The 20362-nt window shown below is 47.1% G+C and carries 12 protein-coding genes and 1 riboswitch; of the genes, 6 read left to right on the plus strand and 6 right to left on the minus strand.

Features of this window, described 5'->3' with window-relative positions; translation table 11 throughout:
• Positions 1–4: 4 nt before the first annotated feature.
• The 3 genes from recD to recC form a co-directional block, all read right to left on the minus strand.
• Positions 5–2152: an exodeoxyribonuclease V subunit alpha gene (gene recD / locus R8N28_RS13420; protein WP_065274777.1), complete on the minus strand. Its 2148-nt coding sequence runs from the start codon at positions 2150–2152 to the stop codon at positions 5–7.
• Positions 2152–5826: an exodeoxyribonuclease V subunit beta gene (gene recB, locus R8N28_RS13425; protein WP_065275082.1), complete on the minus strand. Its 3675-nt coding sequence runs from the start codon at positions 5824–5826 to the stop codon at positions 2152–2154. The genes recD and recB overlap by 1 nt, the downstream gene beginning before the upstream one ends.
• Positions 5827–6153: 327 nt before the next feature.
• Entirely contained in the window at positions 6154–9645 is a 3492-nt protein-coding gene (gene recC / locus R8N28_RS13430; RefSeq protein ID WP_065274778.1) for an exodeoxyribonuclease V subunit gamma, read from the minus strand.
• A gap of 252 nt (positions 9646–9897) precedes the next feature.
• On the opposite strand from recC, the gene R8N28_RS13435 reads away from it, so the two are divergent.
• Positions 9898–11721 (plus strand): DUF3413 domain-containing protein, encoded by a 1824-nt coding sequence (locus R8N28_RS13435; protein ID WP_065274779.1) that lies wholly within the window; start codon positions 9898–9900, stop codon positions 11719–11721.
• A gap of 75 nt (positions 11722–11796) precedes the next feature.
• Here R8N28_RS13435 and R8N28_RS13440 read toward each other — a convergent pair whose 3' ends face one another.
• Positions 11797–12771: a TDT family transporter gene (locus tag R8N28_RS13440; RefSeq protein ID WP_017636010.1), complete on the minus strand. Its 975-nt coding sequence runs from the start codon at positions 12769–12771 to the stop codon at positions 11797–11799.
• A 109-nt stretch (positions 12772–12880) separates the two neighbouring features.
• Between R8N28_RS13440 and R8N28_RS13445 the strand changes: the two genes are divergently transcribed.
• The 5 genes from R8N28_RS13445 to dapD all read left to right on the plus strand — a co-directional run bounded on the left by R8N28_RS13445 (position 12881) and on the right by dapD (position 17783).
• The gene (locus tag R8N28_RS13445) at positions 12881–13807 is read left to right on the plus strand and encodes a LysR substrate-binding domain-containing protein (RefSeq protein WP_054577570.1); all 927 of its coding nucleotides are present in this window, start codon (positions 12881–12883) and stop codon (positions 13805–13807) included.
• A gap of 128 nt (positions 13808–13935) precedes the next feature.
• Complete coding sequence (locus R8N28_RS13450; RefSeq protein ID WP_005380208.1) at positions 13936–14235, plus strand: YebG family protein; 300 nt, start codon at positions 13936–13938, stop codon at positions 14233–14235.
• 156 nt (positions 14236–14391) lie between these two features.
• Positions 14392–14467: riboswitch (Fluoride riboswitch) on the plus strand.
• Between the two features lie 259 nt (positions 14468–14726).
• The gene (locus R8N28_RS13455) at positions 14727–15419 is read left to right on the plus strand and encodes an iron-sulfur cluster assembly scaffold protein (RefSeq protein WP_005386501.1); all 693 of its coding nucleotides are present in this window, start codon (positions 14727–14729) and stop codon (positions 15417–15419) included.
• Between the two features lie 23 nt (positions 15420–15442).
• Entirely contained in the window at positions 15443–16426 is a 984-nt protein-coding gene (locus tag R8N28_RS13460; protein WP_042521368.1) for a GGGtGRT protein, read from the plus strand.
• Between the two features lie 325 nt (positions 16427–16751).
• Positions 16752–17783, plus strand: a complete 1032-nt coding sequence (dapD, locus tag R8N28_RS13465) for a 2,3,4,5-tetrahydropyridine-2,6-dicarboxylate N-succinyltransferase (RefSeq protein WP_042521367.1) — start codon at positions 16752–16754, stop codon at positions 17781–17783.
• Between the two features lie 81 nt (positions 17784–17864).
• On the opposite strand, the gene glpQ is transcribed toward dapD, so the two are convergent.
• Entirely contained in the window at positions 17865–18920 is a 1056-nt protein-coding gene (glpQ, locus tag R8N28_RS13470; RefSeq protein WP_005380201.1) for a glycerophosphodiester phosphodiesterase, read from the minus strand.
• A 56-nt stretch (positions 18921–18976) separates the two neighbouring features.
• Positions 18977–20341, minus strand: coding sequence for a glycerol-3-phosphate transporter (gene glpT / locus R8N28_RS13475; RefSeq protein WP_005380199.1), 1365 nt, complete (start codon positions 20339–20341; stop codon positions 18977–18979).
• Positions 20342–20362 lie beyond the last annotated feature (21 nt).

Genomic DNA, 20362 nt, shown 5'->3' on the forward strand with positions numbered 1-20362 from the left:
ATAATCAGTTGGTAAGCCGCTGTACTAGCCCACTCGCACGAATCGTTTTCACCTTAATGCCTCGCTTCAGAACATTGAGCTCGGCGTAAAGAGCTAAACGCTTTTTCGCGCGGGTAATGCCTGTGTAAATCAACTCACGGGTTAATATCGGGCTAAAGTCTGGTGGCAAAATCATAAGGGTGTAATCAAATTCACTGCCTTGCGATTTATGGATGGTCATGGCGTAAGCCGTTTCATGTTCAGGTACTCGGCTTGGCAAGACCGATTTCACACTGCCGTCAGGTAACTCGAAAAAGACTTTCAAACGCGGTTCTTCTTCACTGTCATCTCGCATACAAATACCAATATCACCGTTATACAAACCTAAACCGTGATCATTACGCGTAACCATGACAGGTCTGCCGTGATACCAAATTTCATCCTGAACTTGAATGAACTTGCGCGCCGCAAGCGCTTTCTCGATGCGTTGGTTTAGCCCAGCCACACCGAAGTCACCTTCACGGATCGCGCACAGCAGTCGGCATTGGTTGAAGGTATCTAACACCGCTTTGGCTTTGTGCGTTAGCGACTCTGGCTCTCCGGTTTTAGGATCAGTTTCCTGTTGTCCAATGCGTTTGAGGTAACGACCGTATTCCTGCACCAACGTCTGCATCATTTGGTTGTAATGTTGACTACTTAGTGCGAAATGTTCGATATCGGAAAAGTCACGCGCCCAGACGTTATCTACGCTCGCAGCAGAACCGGAATTAACCGCTTTTGCCAACTGACCAATGCCTGAGCGAGCGTCAAATCGGTAGCTCTTTTGCAGCATACATAAACTATCAGCAATGCTAGATGCACTGTTACCCGTATGGGCTAAAGTATCGAAGCCCGTCAGTTTTGCGATGGCTGACGCCTGCTCTTTGCCATAACCCAACGCATGGAACGAACAGATATCACCCAACACTGCCCCTGCTTCAACTGAGGCAAGTTGATCTTTATCACCTAGCAAAATCAGCCGCGCATGTTTCGGTAAGGCATCGACCACTTTATACATCATTGGTAAATCGACCATCGACGCTTCGTCGATAACCAAAATATCCAAATGCAGTGGATTTTGCTTGTTGTGACGAAATTCTGCGCTATTAGGAATCGCACCCAGCAACCGATGTAAGGTACTCGATTCAGTCGGAATTTTGGCTTTTAGCTCCGGAGAAACTGGCAGCTCTTGCACCGCTTTACCAATGGACTCGGTTAATCGCGCCGCCGCTTTCCCCGTCGGGGCCACCAGCTTGATGGTTAGATTTTTCTCTTGCGTCGCCTGTTCAATCAAAGCAGCAAGCAATTTGGTTACTGTCGTCGTTTTACCCGTACCAGGGCCACCAGAAATCACAGCAAATCGACGAGTTAACGCAACCGCCGCCGCGACTTTTTGCCAGTTCACACAAGCTGAGAGTGGCACGAGTTCATCCAGTATTTGCAAATCTTGAACCTTGCGCGCATTGCTAAGCACGGAATCAATGGCGTGCCAATCCAACGATTCGCTTGCGACCACATCAAGGTGGTCACACACCAATTGCTGACGCAACACTTGGTTGCTGCTTCCCGCTTCTACTGCTTTGCCCAACGCGTTAAACAGAAAATGGTATTGGCGTGCGAACAGATGGTTGAGCAACTCCGATAATCGCGCAAACTCTTGTGGTTGCAAGTTAACTGCGGCGCCCAGCTGATTGAGCTTTTCCGCCAGTGTCACTTCATAATGCCAATAGCGATGCAGATACAGACGCTCACCATCGAACATTAAAGGCAAGGCTTCTCCTTGCGCGCCGACCACGCTGGAATTTTGTAATACTTGAATCCAGTCTATGCCTTGCAACTGTGTGTTAAGCGCCAATGCCGACTCACCAAACAGCCCTAGCTTACTGGCTAAATCCGTAGTTTGCCCTTGTGCATCGCACAGAGACAGACAGATATGTCCTTTACCAAGCTCACTACTGACAACACCAGCGATAAACGCCAGTGCTTGGCTGTCCGACTGTTCATCATGCGTTTGAGAATCAATAAAACAGGCGAATTGGTAGTCGAGCTGACGAATAGCACCTTTGTGCGCCAAGCGTTCCAACACTACCAATAGGCTATCTTGGTCAGAATGAAGATTGTGATTTGTCGTCATTAAAGTAGCTCCATCTGCCCGGCTTGAGTTGAGCGCGTTTCAAGTACTTGACCATCAATCAAACGATCCATCTCTTGTAAGAACTCGAAAGTTGGTTTCGCGGCAAAAATGCCGTGGTCACTCTGCCCATCCATGCCGCGCAAGAACAAGTAATACACGCCACCAAAGTGCTGTTCATAATCATAATTGGCCAATCGGCTGCGTAGGAAACGATGCAGGGCTAACGCATAAATCTGGTACTGCAAATCGTAGCGGTGATCTGCCATCGCCGATTTCAGAGCCTCACCATGATAGTGCGTCACATCGTCGCCAAGATGATTCGATTTCCAGTCAAGCACGTAGTATTTACCTTGATGTTCAAACACCAAGTCGATAAAACCTTTGAGCATGCCTTGCACGGTTTGGAAACCTAAATCCCCCGCTTTCGCCGACAACGGATCGTGACGTTGAATGACTCGGTTTAACGCCGGTGCAGACAAAACTTCAATCGGCAGCAAAAATTCCATCTCCACCAAACGTTGCGACGGTGCTTTTTGATTCAGCAGCAAAGACTTACCATCCAACGGCGTTGCGAGTACGGTATCAATCAATTGCTGTAAAATAGGTAGCCACTCTTCATCGAGCTGTTCGCTTTCCATCAAGCCAAGGATGATTTGTGTATTCTCTTCCGTAGTGGCTGGCTGAGTAAATTCAACTTCCTCAAACAAGCTGTGCAGGAACGTACCCGGACGCGCACCACGAGGGAAGGTAAAAATAGAGCGCTCTGGCTCCACCAAATCCGCTTCGTCTTGCTCTTCAGATGAGTCGATATCAAAACCCGTAATCTCAATCGTGGCATCATGCTCGGCGTGATGAGAGCCTTGCTTGACCAAGCCAGAATAACTGGTGATGCGCCAGTTTCTATCGATAGGGTTTTGCAGCTCTTTCGCGCTAAGATCGTGTATTTCTTCTTGTGGCGCTACGTACTTCTCTTCGAGTTGCTGCGGCGGATCGGCCACAACGACACAATCAAGCTCGTCTTGTTGCTTTGTTAAACCTTGTTGCAAATCGTTAATGCCACCTTCTTGACCATTTTGAATCAAATAGCCAATCGCACTGCGGTGTACACCAGTTGGCTCTTTGGTCGAACGGCCATTGCGCAAAGGTGAGGCACCGATAAAACACGCATACACAGCTCGCGTTAGTGCTACGTATATCAAGCGTAAGTCTTCCGCCAAACGCTCTTTATCCGCTTGCTTCATGGACGCATCGTTGCCAGTAATATCCAGTACCGTGCGGTCATTGGCTGCATCGTAATATTTGGCTTCACTGGCTTCTCGATAGCTGAACACAAACGGCAGAAATACGAGGTCATACTCCAAGCCTTTTGATTTGTGAATAGTTACGATCTGCACTAAGTTACGTTCCGATTCTAAACGTTGGATTTGGTCATCACTGCCACCCAAACCATTTTCCGCATCACTGATAGACTGAGCGAGCCAACGCAGCAGACCGTGGTCGCTATCCAGTTCATTACTGGCTTGTTGAAGCAGTTCACCGATGTGCATTAAATCGGTAAGTACTCGCTCACCATTCTCACCCTGTGAACTCGCGCCTTCTTCTAGTAATCGCTCGGCAATATGGCGTTTGCTGATCACCGCGCGCAACATCGGCAGCACACCACGTTGAACCCAAAGCTTGCGATATTCTTTGAATTCGTTTACGGCGTTTTCCCACACAATTTCATCGTTATTAAGCGCATCCAAACTTGCTGCGTCGAGGGCAAACAGCTCAGAGGCAAGACTTGCACGCAGTGCACGGTCATTTTCTGGAGTCAGCACCGCTTGCAGCAAACGCTGTAAATCCTGCGCCACCGAACTGGTAAACACACTGTCTCGGTTAGACAGGTACACGCTGGCAATACCTTGGTCTGCTAGCGCTTGTTTGATCATTCGACCTTCACTACCTGTTCGAACCAACACCGCGATATCGCCCGCTTGAACCGCTTTCTGTTTTTCGCCATTCACCAGACACGCTTGCCCCTGTTGAGCCTGCGTCAAAATGGTTTGGATTTGGCTTGCGGTCGCCTCCGCCATCCGAGTCAAATACTCGCCTTTTGGTAGCGGTTTATCGTCCGCTTCTTGCAACCAATACGTCAGCGCGGGTTGCTTTTGGCCACCGATAGTCCAAATGCGTTTTTCGGCATTGGGACTGTACTTAACGGGTAAGAACGGGATGTCCGAATCATAGATAAATGGACTGTCTGGCAAAGCAAATACTTGGTTTACCGCCTGCACCATATCTGCGCTAGAACGCCAGTTGGTTCCTAACGTGTAGTGGGCACTTACTTGGTTACGCGCTTTGATGTAAGTGAAAATGTCTGCGCCACGAAAGCCATAAATCGCCTGCTTGGGGTCACCGATCATAAACAAACCACATTCTGGGTTGTTCAGATAAATACGGCTGAAAATACTGTATTGAAGCGGGTCGGTATCTTGGAACTCGTCAATCATTGCGACAGGATACAAAGTACGAATACGCGCCGCTAAAAGCTCGCTTTCGTCCGTATCGATAGAAGCAGAAAGTTGCGTCAGCAAATCATCAAAAGAGAGCCACTGTTTTTGATTTTTCGCGTTAGCCAGCATCACACGACAATGTTCAATTGCATGAGCAAGCAGTGGCGCTTTTAAGCTGATTGGGTTAGCAAGAAATGTTTCAATGGCTTCAAATACCGCGTGCTGCGGCGCACTGCCTTTCGGTGTTTTTTCCAACAAGACGTTTTGCGCGAATTTCTCCAGCTTGTCTGGATAATCGTAACCTGTGGTTTCCGTTGCTGCCCAAGCGTTTACCGCCTCCAACCACGTCGGCAGAGACTTTTTGGTATAGCTACGTTTGTTAATATCTGAATCTGAAATTAGCGTTAAGAAGTCATCTTGGCTTTCTCGCCACTGTGCTTTTAATTCATCAATTTTTTTCAGATTTTCAGTATGAAGATCAGCCAAACTGCCTTTCATTGCCGGAACAGAAAGGCTTAACGGCGCACCAGTTAAGTAATTGCTGATGTCAGACAACAACGCAGATGGAGAGCCCCATAGCTGGCGAATTTCTCCAGCCAAGGTAAATGGCAACGGGTAGAAATTGCGGCGCCAGTAATCGGCTACAACTTGCGCTTTTAGGTGACTTTCATCGGTCACAAACTCGTTATTAAATCGGCTGCCAGATTCAAACGCATTTTGCGTTAGCATACGTTGGCAAAAACCGTGAATGGTGTAGACCGCCGCCTCGTCCATCTGACGCTCTGCCTGCAATAAAATTTCTGCGGCTTGCTTGTGATCGTCAAACTCATTAAGCAAAGGTTGGATCACCGGGTCGGAACTCTGTCCACGCGCAAACGCGATTCGCGCATCATGGATTCTTGCCCTGATACGATCGCGTAATTCCGCAGTTGCCGCTTCGGTAAAGGTTACAACCAGAATTTGGTCGACCGTAAGCGGTACGCGATGTCGAGTTTCCGCGCTGCCATGACCAAGCAAAAGACGCAGATATAAACCTGCAATAGTGAAGGTTTTACCTGTACCTGCTGATGCCTCGATTAACCTCGCACCGTGCAGAGGAAACGTCATCGGTTCTAGTGGCGTTGGTTGAGGTTGCTCTGTGCGGTCTAACGTATGTAGAGGACACTCTGCACCTGACATTTGATCCATAACGCTGAATCTCTCCGGATTATTTACTAGGACGTATCACCTAATAAATGTGATCTATAGTTAAAAATTCTATTAATATGTTTAACAAGTTGGATAATTTAGAGCTTTGTGAGATCTTTCTCACGGTTATCCATAAGACGTACCGTTAGTATGCGCCCCACGAGATAAGCCAAACCTTTTTGGCGGCACAACTCAAATGAATTAAACAAAAGTATCATGGTCCCTCTGACCTTGTGGCCGTACAGCGAACGCCCTACAAAAAATAATGATTTTCTGGCGGCCACCCTACTCTTCCTTCTCTTTATCCAGCTGTCTTTATTACGCTTTTACATCATCAGCGTCTTGAACCGCTAAGCGCGCACCTTGCAGTACTAATGCTGTCAGCAAACGAACTTCTGAGGCCAACTCATCATTCCAAGCAGGCCAAATTCGAGAGATGTACGCATTACTGCCTTCGCCCGGGCTCATGAAGCCATCATTGAATGCGTCAGCCATTTTCTTCAAAGATTTCTCTTCGTAATCTACCCACTGACCGCGGCTAAAGCCCGCTTCAACACAAGCCAACGCCGTTTTTGGGAAATAAGGCAAAGGCTTAGTCATGCCTTCGAAAAATAAGCGAACTAATTCAGTCAGTAGCTGTTTGGCATACTGCGCATCGGCAATTTCTGGGTAGATCAAATGCAGCGCGCCTTCTTTACGATCGTAACCAATGATGTGAGTTTTCTTAGCATGACCCGACGCCGACATGGCAAGGTGATCGATCCACGCTGCAAGGTAATCCTGCGAGCGAATCTTACCGCTTCGATAGCGAATCAAACCGGATTGGTAGCATTGAGTTAGCCAACCTGTTAGGCGAACGTTTTTCTCTTCACCTTCATTTCGCTCAAACAAGGAATCAAACGTCAGGTCGATTTCCAAATCGTCTTGAGGCGCACCAGATAAAAACGCCAGTTTATACACCAGCTCTTCCGCCTGAACTCGGTTAGTTTCAAATTCGATATCACCAAACGCCCCCACCGGCAGTTTGCCTTGCGCGCGCTGTTGACTCATAAAGTGTTTAAGCACCTCTGTTTTTTTCTCTGGCTGCATCAATGTCGCTTCAAGCAAGGTTTCTAACAGCTCATCACGCATTTGATAGCTTTCCAAACCACCTAAAACAAAGGGTTCGTCGTCTTCCATCACCGGTAGTGGCGGTTCAAAGATTACTTTTAAACGACGATTGAAAAAATACTGCACTGGTAAACGCCAGAAACGTTGCAACTCGACTAAGTCGAGCTCAAGCGGGAACGTCGCTCCCAACAGATAGTCGTCTAATGCCCGATTAAAATCACGACGGACATAGCCTTGCGATTGACTGCTTTGAGTCAATGCCGCTGGAATCCACTCTTTCGCGTAGCTAGCATGCATGCCTTGGAACGCCCTTGGGCTAAACGGCACCATGGCGTGGGTATTCACCAACGCATTTAATAAGTTGTCGCCAGACTCATCAACGGGCAACGCTTCATCACCACTTAAACAATAGTTTTGGTGACAGTATTCCATCAGCTCAGAAACCAGAACCGAAGGCACTCGCTCGGTGTTGTCTTGGATTGAACGGCCAACATAACTGATGTAGAGCGTTTGCTGTGCAGACAACATCGCTTCGAGGAATAGGTAACGGTCATCATCTCGGCGCGAACGGTCGCCCGGTTTGGTTCTTCCTGTCATCAAGTCAAAGCCTTCTGGCGGCATAGAACGCGGGTACACGCCGTCATTCATCCCCAGTAGACATACGGTTCTAAACGGAATAGAGCGCATCGGCATCAGGGTACAAAAGTTCACTTGACCAGCAAGGAAGCGCTGGCTGACTCGTGTGCCAGATAATTTATTTTGAAGGTATTGGCTGATGATCGACGGCGATAACGCATCATCAAATGCGGCATCAGCTAACTGCTCTTTGAGTTGGCTGAGCGTATCGCGAATGGATTTGAGCGCCATTTCGCCTTCTAACTCAACTGAGAAGAAGTCATCCAGCAGTGAAACCAAAGTCTCTCGCCAACCATCGATAGTTTGAACATGAGAAAGTTTGCTTCGATAAGTGCTAATTTGTTGGATAAAGTGTGCCAACTTGCCCGCCAGCTCTGCGCCCATGCCTTGCACTTCGTTGTACGGAGACAAACTGCCTTGCTCGGTTTCAAACAAACCTGCGGATTCTGGCATCGCGTAGCCAAGCAACATGCGTTGAATACCAAATTGCCATGTGTTTTGACGGGTTTCCGGCAGTTCAAATTCGCGTCCGGTATTGACGTCCAATCCCCAGCGAATTCCCGATTCCTCAACCCATTGTTTAGCTTGTAAGAAATCACCTTCGCTGAGTTCAAAACGCTTTAATATCGCCGGAGTTTCCAGAAGTTCGAGTAGTTCTGATGCCAAACAGCGCGTATTGGGTAAGTTCACCAACTGCATAAATGCGGCCAGAATTGGGCTCTCTTGATCGGCGGTTCGGTCAGAAATCGAATATGGAATAAAACGCTCACCCGGCGCGTTACCAAAGACCGCCTGAATCGCAGGGCTGTAAGCGTTGATGTCCGCGACCATCACGATAATATCGCGCGGTTTTAACGTTGGGTCAGCATCGAACATCGCCAACAGTTGATCATGCAGCACTTCCACTTCACGCATCGGGCTGTGACAAGCGTGTAGGCTCAGTGATTTATCACCCAAGCTAACCACTTGTTTGTGATGACTGTTTTCAATCTGTTGGTCATCTTGATGTTCTTCAAGATTGAGAATATCCGCTTGCAATTGATGGAGCAGACTGTCGCGCTCAACATCAACAAAGGCTTCAACTTCATGAGATTCCAGCTGAGACAACAGATACATATTGTCGCGCCCGAGTTTACCCATGGATGCCAACAGACTGTTTCCGACCACATCGGTGTGCAGCTCATCGATCACATTATCTTCCAGTGATCCTTTCAGTTGCTCAGTTTCACCTTGCACTTCCGAGTGATCGTCCTGCCACACAACGTGCTGACGATGTTTCGCCGCCAAACGAGCCAGATATTTGCGATCTCGAACTTCACCCCAGTAATAACGACACGGGTTGGTGAACATCAGATGCACGTCGATGTGTTCACCAATTGCTTTTAGCGCATCCATATAGCGAGGCGGCAACGAAGAAATGCCAAAAACAAACAAACGCTTGGGTAAATGGTCAAAATTGCCGTTAAAACTCTCTAACGTGTCGATAAAGTGCTCATAAAGGTTGGCACGGTGATATGGAGACTGTCCTAATGACACAGTGTGATCATACAACGCTTGCCATAAGATCGGCTGCCACGGATGCTCATCTTCCAGCTCTGGCACACTCTGCCCAGCTTCCCAACTTGCGATCCATTCCGGACGATACACCAAGTAACCATCGAAAATATCGGCAATTTTCTCAGCCAGCTGATACAGCTTAGAGTGGTCAATGTCATCTTTGAGGTACTGCGCTAACGGCGAAAACACCTCTTGGTTGAGAAGCCCCGGAAGCAAATGCATCAACTTCCACGTCATCGCTTCTTTGTTAAACGCACTGCGTTTTGGCACGTCTGGCAATACCTGCGTAAACATTTCCCAAATGAAAGTCGCAGGGAGCGGAAAATCAATGTTCGCGGCAACACCAAACTCTTTGGCCAATTCCATTTTTAGCCACTGGGACATGCCTGGACTTTGAACCAGAATTTGTTCTTTTTCGAACGGGTTTTCCAGCGGACTGATTCGAATCAGTTCGACAAGGAGTGATTTAAGAACGTCAACTTGGTTGGAGTGATAAACAGTAAACAAATTGGGAATACCGAGCGCCGATTGAAACTGTTAGCTAGCTTAGCACAGCCCCATTTAAACCCGCAGTGATCTCGCGTTCGGAAAAAACAAAAGGTTATATATCACTCAAATAGAGTATGAATCTTCTGAATTTTCACATGTCAATCAAGTCTGACATTTCCATACAAAATGTGACATTCGTCGCAACTATTCCATAATAAAAAACACTGTTTTATACTCCCTCTACCCATAATTTATAAACAAACAAAAAGTATGTTTCGCAAACTGTCTTCCAACAGCGCTTGGCTGATTGCTTTTTTTGCTTGCTTTGCAGTGTACCTGTCGATCGCTTGTTATCCTTTTGTGTTGTCTAACAATCAGAATGAACCGCTAACCTTGTTGCAAGGTTACTATTTGGTTTCGACTCAATATGGCTGGCTGGGCTTGATCGCTCTTCCATTTATGTTGTTGAGTTTATTGCTCTCTTTTCTACCGACTCGAGCATTCAAAGGTATCGTGATCGCTATCGCGATCTGTCTATTGATCATGTTTAAAGTCGATATCCTCGTTTTTCAGCAATACAAACTTCACATCAACGCCCTATTAATCCGTATGTTTTTCGAAGGTGGCGGTGATGTCTTCGATATTTCTTGGATGAGTTGGCTTATCTTCGTCAGTGAAGTTGCCGTTCTGGTGATCGGGCTCGCCTGTACCGTTTGGGTAAGTAATAAACTGGCACAAAGCCGAGCTAAGTTCGTTTTGATCAGCGTTTGGTTTGCTGTATTGCTTAGCACGCAGATGATTCATGCGTACAAAAACGCACTTTACGACGATGAAGTCAGTCAGTTTTCGAATAACTGGCCACTTTACTACCCGCTGACGGCTCGTAAATTTATTTACAAACACAACCTAGTGGATGAGAACATTGCATCGAAGAACCGCGTAGAGTTAACCAACATTGAACGTAGCTCACTCAACTATCCGCTTGCGCCGATTCAAGTGCAAAGCAAAGAGAAACAACTCAATGTTTTGTTTATCTTGGTTGACGCGTGGCGCTACAGTGATGCGACGCCGGAAGTCATGCCAAATGTCAGTAAGTTCGCTGAAAAGACAGTGAATTTCACACAACACATGAGCGGCGGCAACTCAACTCAAGCGGGTATTTTCAGCCTGTTTTACAGCTTGCCAGCGACCTACTGGGAAAGCTTTTACGCAAGTCAACGCTCTCCTGTTTTTATGGATACGCTGCAAGCAGAAGGCTACCGCATGGGCATTTTTGGCTCGGCACCGCTCACCAGCCCGCCACTTTCTCGCACGGTATTCAAAAAAGTGTCGGACTTGACCCTGAAACAAACTGGGGAAACAGCTGTCGAGCGCGATCAGCAGATAACAGACAAGTTCATCGAGTTCCAAAAGCAGGATAGCGACAAGCCGTACTTTGGTTTTCTGTTCTACGATGCCGCCCACGGCACAGTATTTCCCGAACCTGAATTTGCGAAATTCAAACCATACTGGGAACGCGTTGACCACATTTTGCTCAACAACGATTTTGACGCTTCGCTTTACCATAATCGATACAAGAACTCGTTGTACTACATCGATAGCTTGATTGGTGATGTGCTGAAAAACGTCGACTTAGACAATACCATTGTGGTGATTTCATCAGATCATGGTGAAGAGTTTAACGACCATAAGATGAACTATTGGGGCCACACGGGTAACTACAGTGACGTTCAAGTACATGTGCCTCTTTACGTGTACATGCCAAATCGTCAGCCAGAGCAAGTTGATTACCGCACGACCCATTTTGACGTCGTGCCAACCATGATGAATACGCTGTTTGACGTTCAAGGAACAACGAGTTCATACAGCGTTGGTCATAACTTGTTTGATAGCTCTGCCTCTCGCGATTGGTATATTGCAGGCAGCTACTACAACTATGCATTGGTCGGCAAAGAACTGATGCTTGTGGTCAACCCTGGCGGGCACTCTCAGCAACTGAATCGTCAGTTAAAAGTCGAGAAAGAACAGAAAGTTCCTGTCGATATCATTCGTCATTCTCTGGATGAGATGTCGCGATTTTACAAAAAAGGCTAGCGTCCAACATCGACGCCGATTGAAATAAAAAAGCCTCTTGGTTGTAAGACCAAGAGGCTTTTTCCTATCTGTTATTTAAGCGTGATGAGCGTGCATCAAGCGTGGCTGAATCAACAAGTTGTTGATGTATTGTAAGGCCACATAAGAGACAACAAATGTTGCCACAATCAACTCAAGACCAGCTAAGCCTCGCACTTGTTGAACATAGTGCGCAGCCAATCCTTGCAACTCCATCCAATTCGCCATTTTAAACAGCGCCGTCGCACCGATCACCATCGGGAAGGTAAACGCTGCATAGCCAGGGCTGAATGGCAGTCTTAACAATTTAAAGAAGGCTAAGTAGATGATGGCTGTCATCAATACCGCGATACCAAATAGCATAGCGATGATCACTGGTGATGGTGTCGCAGTGACCGTTAAGTACCCTGCCAATGATAGACTTGCTGGCGCTGCCATGATTGCCATTGTTGGTTTCGCTGCATCCGGAATTTCATGGGTGAACATGAAACGGTAAATCATCATCGGCAACATGATCGCGTACGCCACCATACCAAACATCAATGCACCTTGTGCCACTGGTGCTAACATCGGGTTGCCAGAGAAAGACACATCCGCAACGATGATACCCACAGGCGGTACAAACCAACTAGGAACCATGTGGTGCAATTCAAAATCTTTGGCGCGATGGTAAACAAAGCTCACCAAGAACACGATGTGCAAAACCACCGCAATCAGCCAAAGCGCATCGCCAGCTAATGGGTAAAAATGGCCGAGAGAGTTCGATACCACCATAGTGCCCATCGCAAATGTCGGAACCACGCTGCCCACAACCGGATGAGCAAGATCTTGTCTCAACAGATGATTATGTAGCAAAAACTTGGTTGCCAATATAGCCAACAATATGCTTGCGATACCCGCACTAATCCACTGTCCGTAGCCATGTAATTCGGCGAAGTTTTCCCAACTCCAGCCCAAGCTTGCAATACCAAGAGCCAAACCCGCCATTGGAGTTGGCGCTCCCATTACTTTTGCTTTTGTTCTTTGAATCATGATGACCTCAACCAGACTCACTCTTGATGGGACGTATAATACGCTTGCACTTCGTTCCGATATATCTAATTATTTAAAACAAACGTTCAGAATTACTTAACGGTGGGGTATGGCAAGTCACATTTCTCTTAAACAACTGAAAGTGTTTACGACGATCACGCAGCACAAAACGCTCACAGCGGCTTCTGATAGTCTCTTTTTATCGAAAGCCGCAGTGAGCATGGCACTCTCAGAATTAGAAAAACAGATCGGCCATCACTTGTTTGATCGTGTTAATAACCGACTGATTTTGAACCAAGAAGGTCAAAAACTGCTACCACTGGCGGATGAGTTACTCAACCGAGCCAAAGACATCGAGAGCATTTTCGATGGTGACCAAGCGCTATCGGGCCAACTTCGCATTGGTGCCAGCGACACCATTGGCAACCAAGTCGCGCCCTATTTGCTTAGCGAATTTCGTCAGCAAACGAACCATCGTTCTCAAAGCCTGTTCATTTCTAACTCCGCACAAATCTGCGACATGCTGACCGATTACGAGTTAGACATAGCCCTCATTGAGGGCAAAACACTTCACCCTGAATTGCAGTCTACCCAGTTTAGCGAAGATGAAATGTGCGTGATTTGCGCGCCCGATTACCCAGCCGCGCACGAAGGGCCAGTAAACTTAACCGAGCTAGAAAACAGTGAATGGATATTGCGAGAGGCAGGATCTGGTTCACGCGAATTTTTTATGCGCGTTGTCGCACCGCGCTTGGAACATTGGCATGAAGCTTTTCAGCTCAATACCACCGAAGCGTTGATCAACTCAGTATCGGCAGGGTTAGGCTTAGGTTGCTTGTCACGTTTGTCTGCAGAACCTGCTATTCGTGACGGCCGCGTAAAACTGCTCGACATGCCTTTAGATATGAAACGTCGCTTCTGGTTACTGGTTCATAAAGAGAAATATCAAAGCCCATTGCTCAGAACGTTTATCGAATTTTGCCAAGATTGGGAGCGACCAACAAACCTTCCTTTGGCGGACAAATCCGCAAAGTGAAACCAAGATAGTTTAAATGCTAGTCAGTTAGTTGTACGTGTCTCTCATTCTGAGGCTTGTCGCTAGACTTGATTGGTCAAAAACTGTATAAAAAGCCAGTATCAATACACCAAATTAGGGGACCAACCATGGCTGTAATCGTCAAGTACGTGGTAGAACGCAATGGAGAAGAGAAAATGACTTTTACCTCTAAAGCGGAAGCTGACGCATACGACAAAATGCTGGATATGGCAGACGAGTTATTCTCACTGCTGGGTAAAAGTGAACTTCTAGAAGACGAAGGTAAGCAAGAAGATCTTGCAATGTTCCTTGCGCAAAACAAAGAAGAAGTGCTTTACGCTCTTGGTGCAAAACGTAAACCTGCACCAAAAAAAGCAAAGAAGCTTGAAGCTGTTGAAGAAGATAGCGAGCAAGAAGACGCTGCATAAGCCTCTCATTTGTTTAGAAAAAACGTCGCATTATGCGGCGTTTTTTTATTCCTTCCGTTTATCTCCATATATCTCTGAGAATATAAAGAACCGATTTAATATCCCAAATTGCTCTAAATTTCATGTTGCAGATTAGTGTGACTTAGATCTAGTCTAAATGGGTTCGGTGATGGGGTACCACCGGAATCGAAAGATTCGAACCGCTGTTAAAGCTAATGACTCCTACAGAAACGAAAACAGGTCAGCCCTGTTGGAAGTGCTTTCGCTTATGTTGTGAAAGCGAGAGTTCTGTAGTGAGCAATTCAACTCTTCTCCAACCCCGCTCCTGTTTTCTCAAAAATTAAAAAGATATCCAAAATAGTTGTTAACTCAACAAGGCAACAAACGCATGAACCTCCTGAACATAGTTTTCTATTTGATGGAGCGAATAAGAGCAGTCAACGCCGTTGAGTCTGACAAATAGGCTGGATATCGTACACTGGGAAAACACTATGCAATACTCACACGAAATCCAATCAATGTGCCCGATTCAACGCGGCGATCTTCATGCATCTGCACCGATCCCTGTCGAAGGCGCAATGATCAATCCAAAAGACGTTATCGCGATTTCTGGTCTTAGCCACGGCGTTGGTGCTTGTGCTCCTCAACAAGGTGCAGCAAAACTGACTCTTAACGTCAAAAACGGCATCATCGAAGAAGCTTTGATCGAAACGATCGGCTGTTCAGGCATGACTCAATCAGCCGCGATGGCCGCAGAAATCCTAACAGGCAAAACTATTCTGGAAGCACTGAATACCGACTTGGTATGTGATGCTATCAACGTCGCGATGCGCGAAATCTTCCTTCAATTTGTTTACGGTCGTACTCAATCTGCTTTCTCTGAAGGCGGCTTGGAAATTGGTGCGGCACTGGAAGACCTTGGTCAAACTCAACGTAGCCAAGTAGGTACTAGCTACTCAACTAAAGCAAAAGGCGTACGTTACATGGAGTTGGCCGAAGGCTACGTAACAAAACTCGCGCTAGACGAAAACAAAGAAGTGATTGGTTACCAATATCTCAACCTAGGCAAGATGATGAAAGCCATCAACGAAGGCGTATCTGCAGCAGAAGCCGCAGACAAAGCAACGGGGACTTACGGTCGTTTTGACGAAGCCGTAACTACCATCAACCCACGCCAACAATAATTGCCACCAAGAGGAAAGAGATTATGAACACTCCAATTACTGAATCTGTACGTCGCACATTAGACGAAATGCAACTTTCTTCTCTGGAAGAGGCTTACCAATACTGTATGGATCGTGGTATCGACCCTAAAGCACTAGTGATGGACACTCAACCTATCGCGTTTGAAAGCGCTGCCGATGCCTACACGCTAGGCACTGCTTTGGCGATTTTCCGCGGAGCAAAAACAGCTGAAGAAGCTGCAAACATCATCGGTGAAGGCCTTCAAGCCTGCACAAAACCAGGCAGCATCGCAGAACAACGCCGAGTGGGTATCGGTCACGGTGCATTGGCGGCTCGTCTATTGAATGAAGAAAGTGGCTGTTTCGCTTTCCTTGCGGGCCATGAGTCATTCGCAGCGGCAGAAGGCGCTATCAAAATCGCATTGAACGTGAACAAGTCACGAAAAAATCCGTTGAAAGTTATCCTAAATGGCTTGGGTAAAGACGCCGCTTACCTAATCTCACGCATCAATGGTTTCACTTACGTACGCACTCAGTACAACTACCAAACTGGTGAGTTAGTGGAAGTAGAACGTCGCCGTTTCTCCCAAGGTCCACGTGGTGAGATCCTTTGCTACGGTGCAGACGATGTGCGTGAAGGCGTGGCTATCATGCATAAAGAACAAGTGGATGTGAGCATCACTGGTAACTCAACCAACCCGACTCGCTTCCAACACCCTGTAGCAGGCATCTACAAAGCAGAACGTAACCGTGAAGGCATGCCTTACTTCTCTGTGGCATCAGGTGGTGGTACTGGTCGTACTCTACACCCAGACAACGTGGCGGCAGGTCCTGCCTCTTACGGCATGACAGATACCATGGGTCGCATGCACGCCGATGCGCAATTCGCGGGTAGCTCTTCAGTACCAGCACACGTAGCGATGATGGGCTTCATCGGTATGGGCAACAATCCAATGGTAGGGGCAACGGTTGCACTTGCAGTAGAGGTCGGTGAGCTAAGCCTCTAAGTCGATTTATCGCTTTACTATCCAAAGTCAGTAAATCCAACAAACCCAGTGTAGGGGGAGTGACTTCGGCCCTCCCCTTATTTTTTTGCGATGCTCCCTTCTCCCACTTCACTGTGTCTCTGCCCAAAATCTGTCTGATAAGGCTTTTGCGACACATTTCTCATCAGACAAACATATCTCTAAAAAGACAAAAGGTATCCATCTACAGACTTTATCTATTTCCCCTCTTTAAACTCCCTAGCACTCTCATTATGATGACTGACAACTTAATTATTTCTTGTCAATGAACAGACGAGACACAAGACTCAACACATGGAGATCAACTATGGCTTTCTTCTCTCTAGCCTTTGGTACGGCAACTAAAAACCGCGACGGCAAAATCATCGAAGCGTTTTTCCCAAACCCAGTTCTTAACCCAAGCGAAGCGCTTGTTAACGCACTAGCAGCAGTAGCAGGTTACGAGCAAGGCAACCAAGCTATCGAGATCTCTGCAGCACAAAGCGCAGAACTGGCAGCAGCATTTGAAGCAAACGGCGATGCAGCAAACGCATCTTTCGCAGCAAAAGCAGCAGAATCAGCACAACCACTTGTACTGGTTATCCTTGCCACTGACGAGCAGCCACAAAGTGTTGCTGAAGGCTTCCTAAAACTTCAACTTATCTCTAACCGTCTAGTTAAGCCACACGGCACAGTACTAGACGGTATCTTCGGTCTACTGCACAACATCGCATGGACTAACGAAGGTCCAATCGATCTACCTGAACTAGCAGAGCGTCAAATTGAAGCTCGCCTAGCGGGTCGTGCACTAAGCGTAGATTGCGTAGACAAGTTCCCTAAAATGGTGGACTACGTAGTACCAACTGGCGTTCGTATCGCTGATACTTCTCGCGTACGTCTTGGCGCACACGTTGGCGAAGGCACAACAGTAATGCACGAAGGCTTCATCAACTTCAACGCAGGTACAACTGGCGTGAGCATGGTTGAAGGTCGTATCTCTGCTGGCGTAGTGGTTGGTAACGGCTCTGACATCGGCGGCGGCGCATCTATCATGGGTACGCTATCTGGCGGCGGTAAAGTTGTGGTTTCTATCGGTGAAAACTCGCTACTAGGCGCGAACGCAGGTCTTGGTTTCCCAATGGGTGACCGTTGTACTATCGAATCAGGTCTATACGTAACTGCTGGTTCTAAAGTACGCATGCTAGATTCTGCTGGCCAAGAAGTAGAAGTAGTGAAAGCACGCGATCTTGCAGGTGTTTCTGACCTACTGTTCCGTCGTAACTCTGTAACAGGTCAAATCGAGTGTCTTGCAAACAAGAGCGCGGTTGAACTGAACAGCGAACTGCATAAAAACAACTAATTCATTCGTGAATTAGCCCTACGAAAAATCCCCCAGCAGGAAACTGTTGGGGGATTTTTTAGCTTACAGCAAAATGCGTGATTACTGATTTAAAAAGCTGACCGCTTTATCTGGGAAATCAGTAAACAAACCATCCACTTTTACTTGGTTGTAGTACACATCCATCATGCCTTCAAAGCTGTCAGTGTACGCTGGAATGCGTCCTGGATCGGCGCGGAACGTGTATGGATGCACTTGCAAGCCAGCGTCTTTTGCAGCCTTCATCAACGGCTTGATGATGATATTGTCTTTGGTTGACTTATCATCCACCAGCATCGGCTTCCAAGGTCCAATTCCTTCCGCGTAACTCGCTACTTTCTTCATTCCGTCGGCTTCGAACATCCAGTCATAACTGTATGGTGTTGCCTTGTCGCCTTTGTACACCATAGTTTCGTTCCAGTCCGTGTAAGCCATAAGCTGAACGAGCTTTAAGTCCATGTCCATTGCAGGCATGAGTTCACTGTTGATGCGTTGAAGTTCATTCGCATCAAAACACTGAAGGTAGACTTTGTCGTCTTGAGAGCCGTAACCGTACTGCTTCAAGACTTTAAGTACTGCTTTAGAAATGTCCTTACCTTCATGACGATGGAACCAAGGCGCTTTAATTTCTGGGTAAATACCGATGTCATAACCCAGCGTTTTGTTTAAGCCTTGGATCAGCTCAATCTCTTCAGCAAACGTCGGCACGGTGAAGTCAGATTTCCACATAGGGAATCGGGTTGGATAGCCCGCTACTTTGTTGCCTTTCTCATCGATGTTGAACCCTTCGGTAACTCGCAAGGATTTGATTTCCGCCAGAGTGAAATCAATCGCGTAATAACGACCATCTTTACGTGCACGATCAGGAAAACGCTCCGCAACATCCGTTACGCGATCGAGATAATGGTCATGCAACACGACCAACTGGTCGTCTTTCGTCATTACCACATCTTGCTCTATGTAGTCAGGTTTCATTGCGTAAGCAAGTGCTTTGGCTTCTAGCGTGTGCTCAGGCAAGTAGCCCGATGCGCCACGGTGCGCAATGACAAGCGGCTTCGCAATCGCACCAGCAGAGAGGCTAAGTGCTAAAAAAGTAAGACATACTGACTTTGTTTTCATTGTTATTTCCTTGATAAAGCGAAGAGGCAGTATTCCACTGCCTCTTTAAATAAATATTACGCTAGCGCTTCCTTCTCGCGCTCTTTTTGCTCGTGGTGCGCACGTTCACCTAAGAAGGCGTACATCAAACACACGATAGAAGTAATACAAGAACCCACTAAGATGATAAAGCCACCATCCCAGCCAAAGTGGTCTACGGTGTAGCCCAAAATCGCGTTTGCGGCAACTGCCCCACCCAGGTATCCAAACAAACCAGTAAGACCAGCGGCAGTACCTGCGGCTTTCTTCGGAGCGAGTTCAAGTGCGTACAAACCGATCAGCATAACCGGACCATAGATTAGGAAGCCAATTGCAATAAGCGCCATCATATCTACTGTTGGGTTGCCCGCAGGGTTAAACCAATAAACCATCACTGCAACTGTCACTAGCACCATAAATAAGATACCAGCAGGTGCACGACGACCTTTGAACAATTTGTCAGAGATCCAACCACACAATAGTGTTCCTGGAATGCCAGCCCATTCGTATAAGAAATAAGCCCATGACGATTTATCTACCGAGAAATCCTTCGCTTCTTTTAGGTAAACAGGTGCCCAGTCCAGTACGCCGTAACGAATTAGGTAAACAAATGCGTTTGCAATTGCAATCGACCAAAGAAGTTTGTTGTTGAAGACGTATTTGAAGAAGATTTCCTTCGCTGTCATTTCTTGTTCATGGGACTTGTCATAGTCATCTGGGTAATCGTCTTTGTATTCTTCAATAGGAGGCAGACCACAAGACTGAGGGGTATCGCGAACCGTCATCCAAACAAACACAGCAACCAACGTGGCGAAAAATGCAGGAACATAAAATGCAGTGCGCCAATCATCGTTAAATGCCCACAGGCCAAGAATAAATAGTGGACCAATCAAGCCACCACCCACGTTGTGCGCCACGTTCCAAACCGAAACGATCTCACCACGCTCTTTACGTGACCACCAGTGCACCATGGTTCGGCCACAAGCAGGCCACCCCATCCCTTGGAACCAACCGTTTAAGAAAAGCAAAATGAACATCGCAGTGACGCTACCAGTCGCCCATGGCATAAAGCCAAAGCAAAACATCACTAATGCAGACATCAATAGGCCGCCACTAAGGAAATAGCGAGGGTTGGAGCGGTCTGAAACGCTGCCCATTAGAAACTTAGAGAGACCATATGCAATGGAAACAGCTGCCAAGGCGACACCTAAGTCTCCGCGGCTAAAGCCTTGCTCGATAAGATAAGGCATCGCCAAACTGAAGTTTTTACGAACTAGATAGTAACCGGCGTAGCCAACAAAGATACCGATAAAGAGTTGCCAACGGAGGCGAGAGTAGGTGCTATCGATGCTGCCAGGGGACAGACGATCAATGTGCGCCTTAGGTTTGAATATTCCAAACATAGGAACCTCATTATTTTGTAT

It is taken from the genome of Vibrio sp. Vb1554 (genome assembly GCF_033344235.1).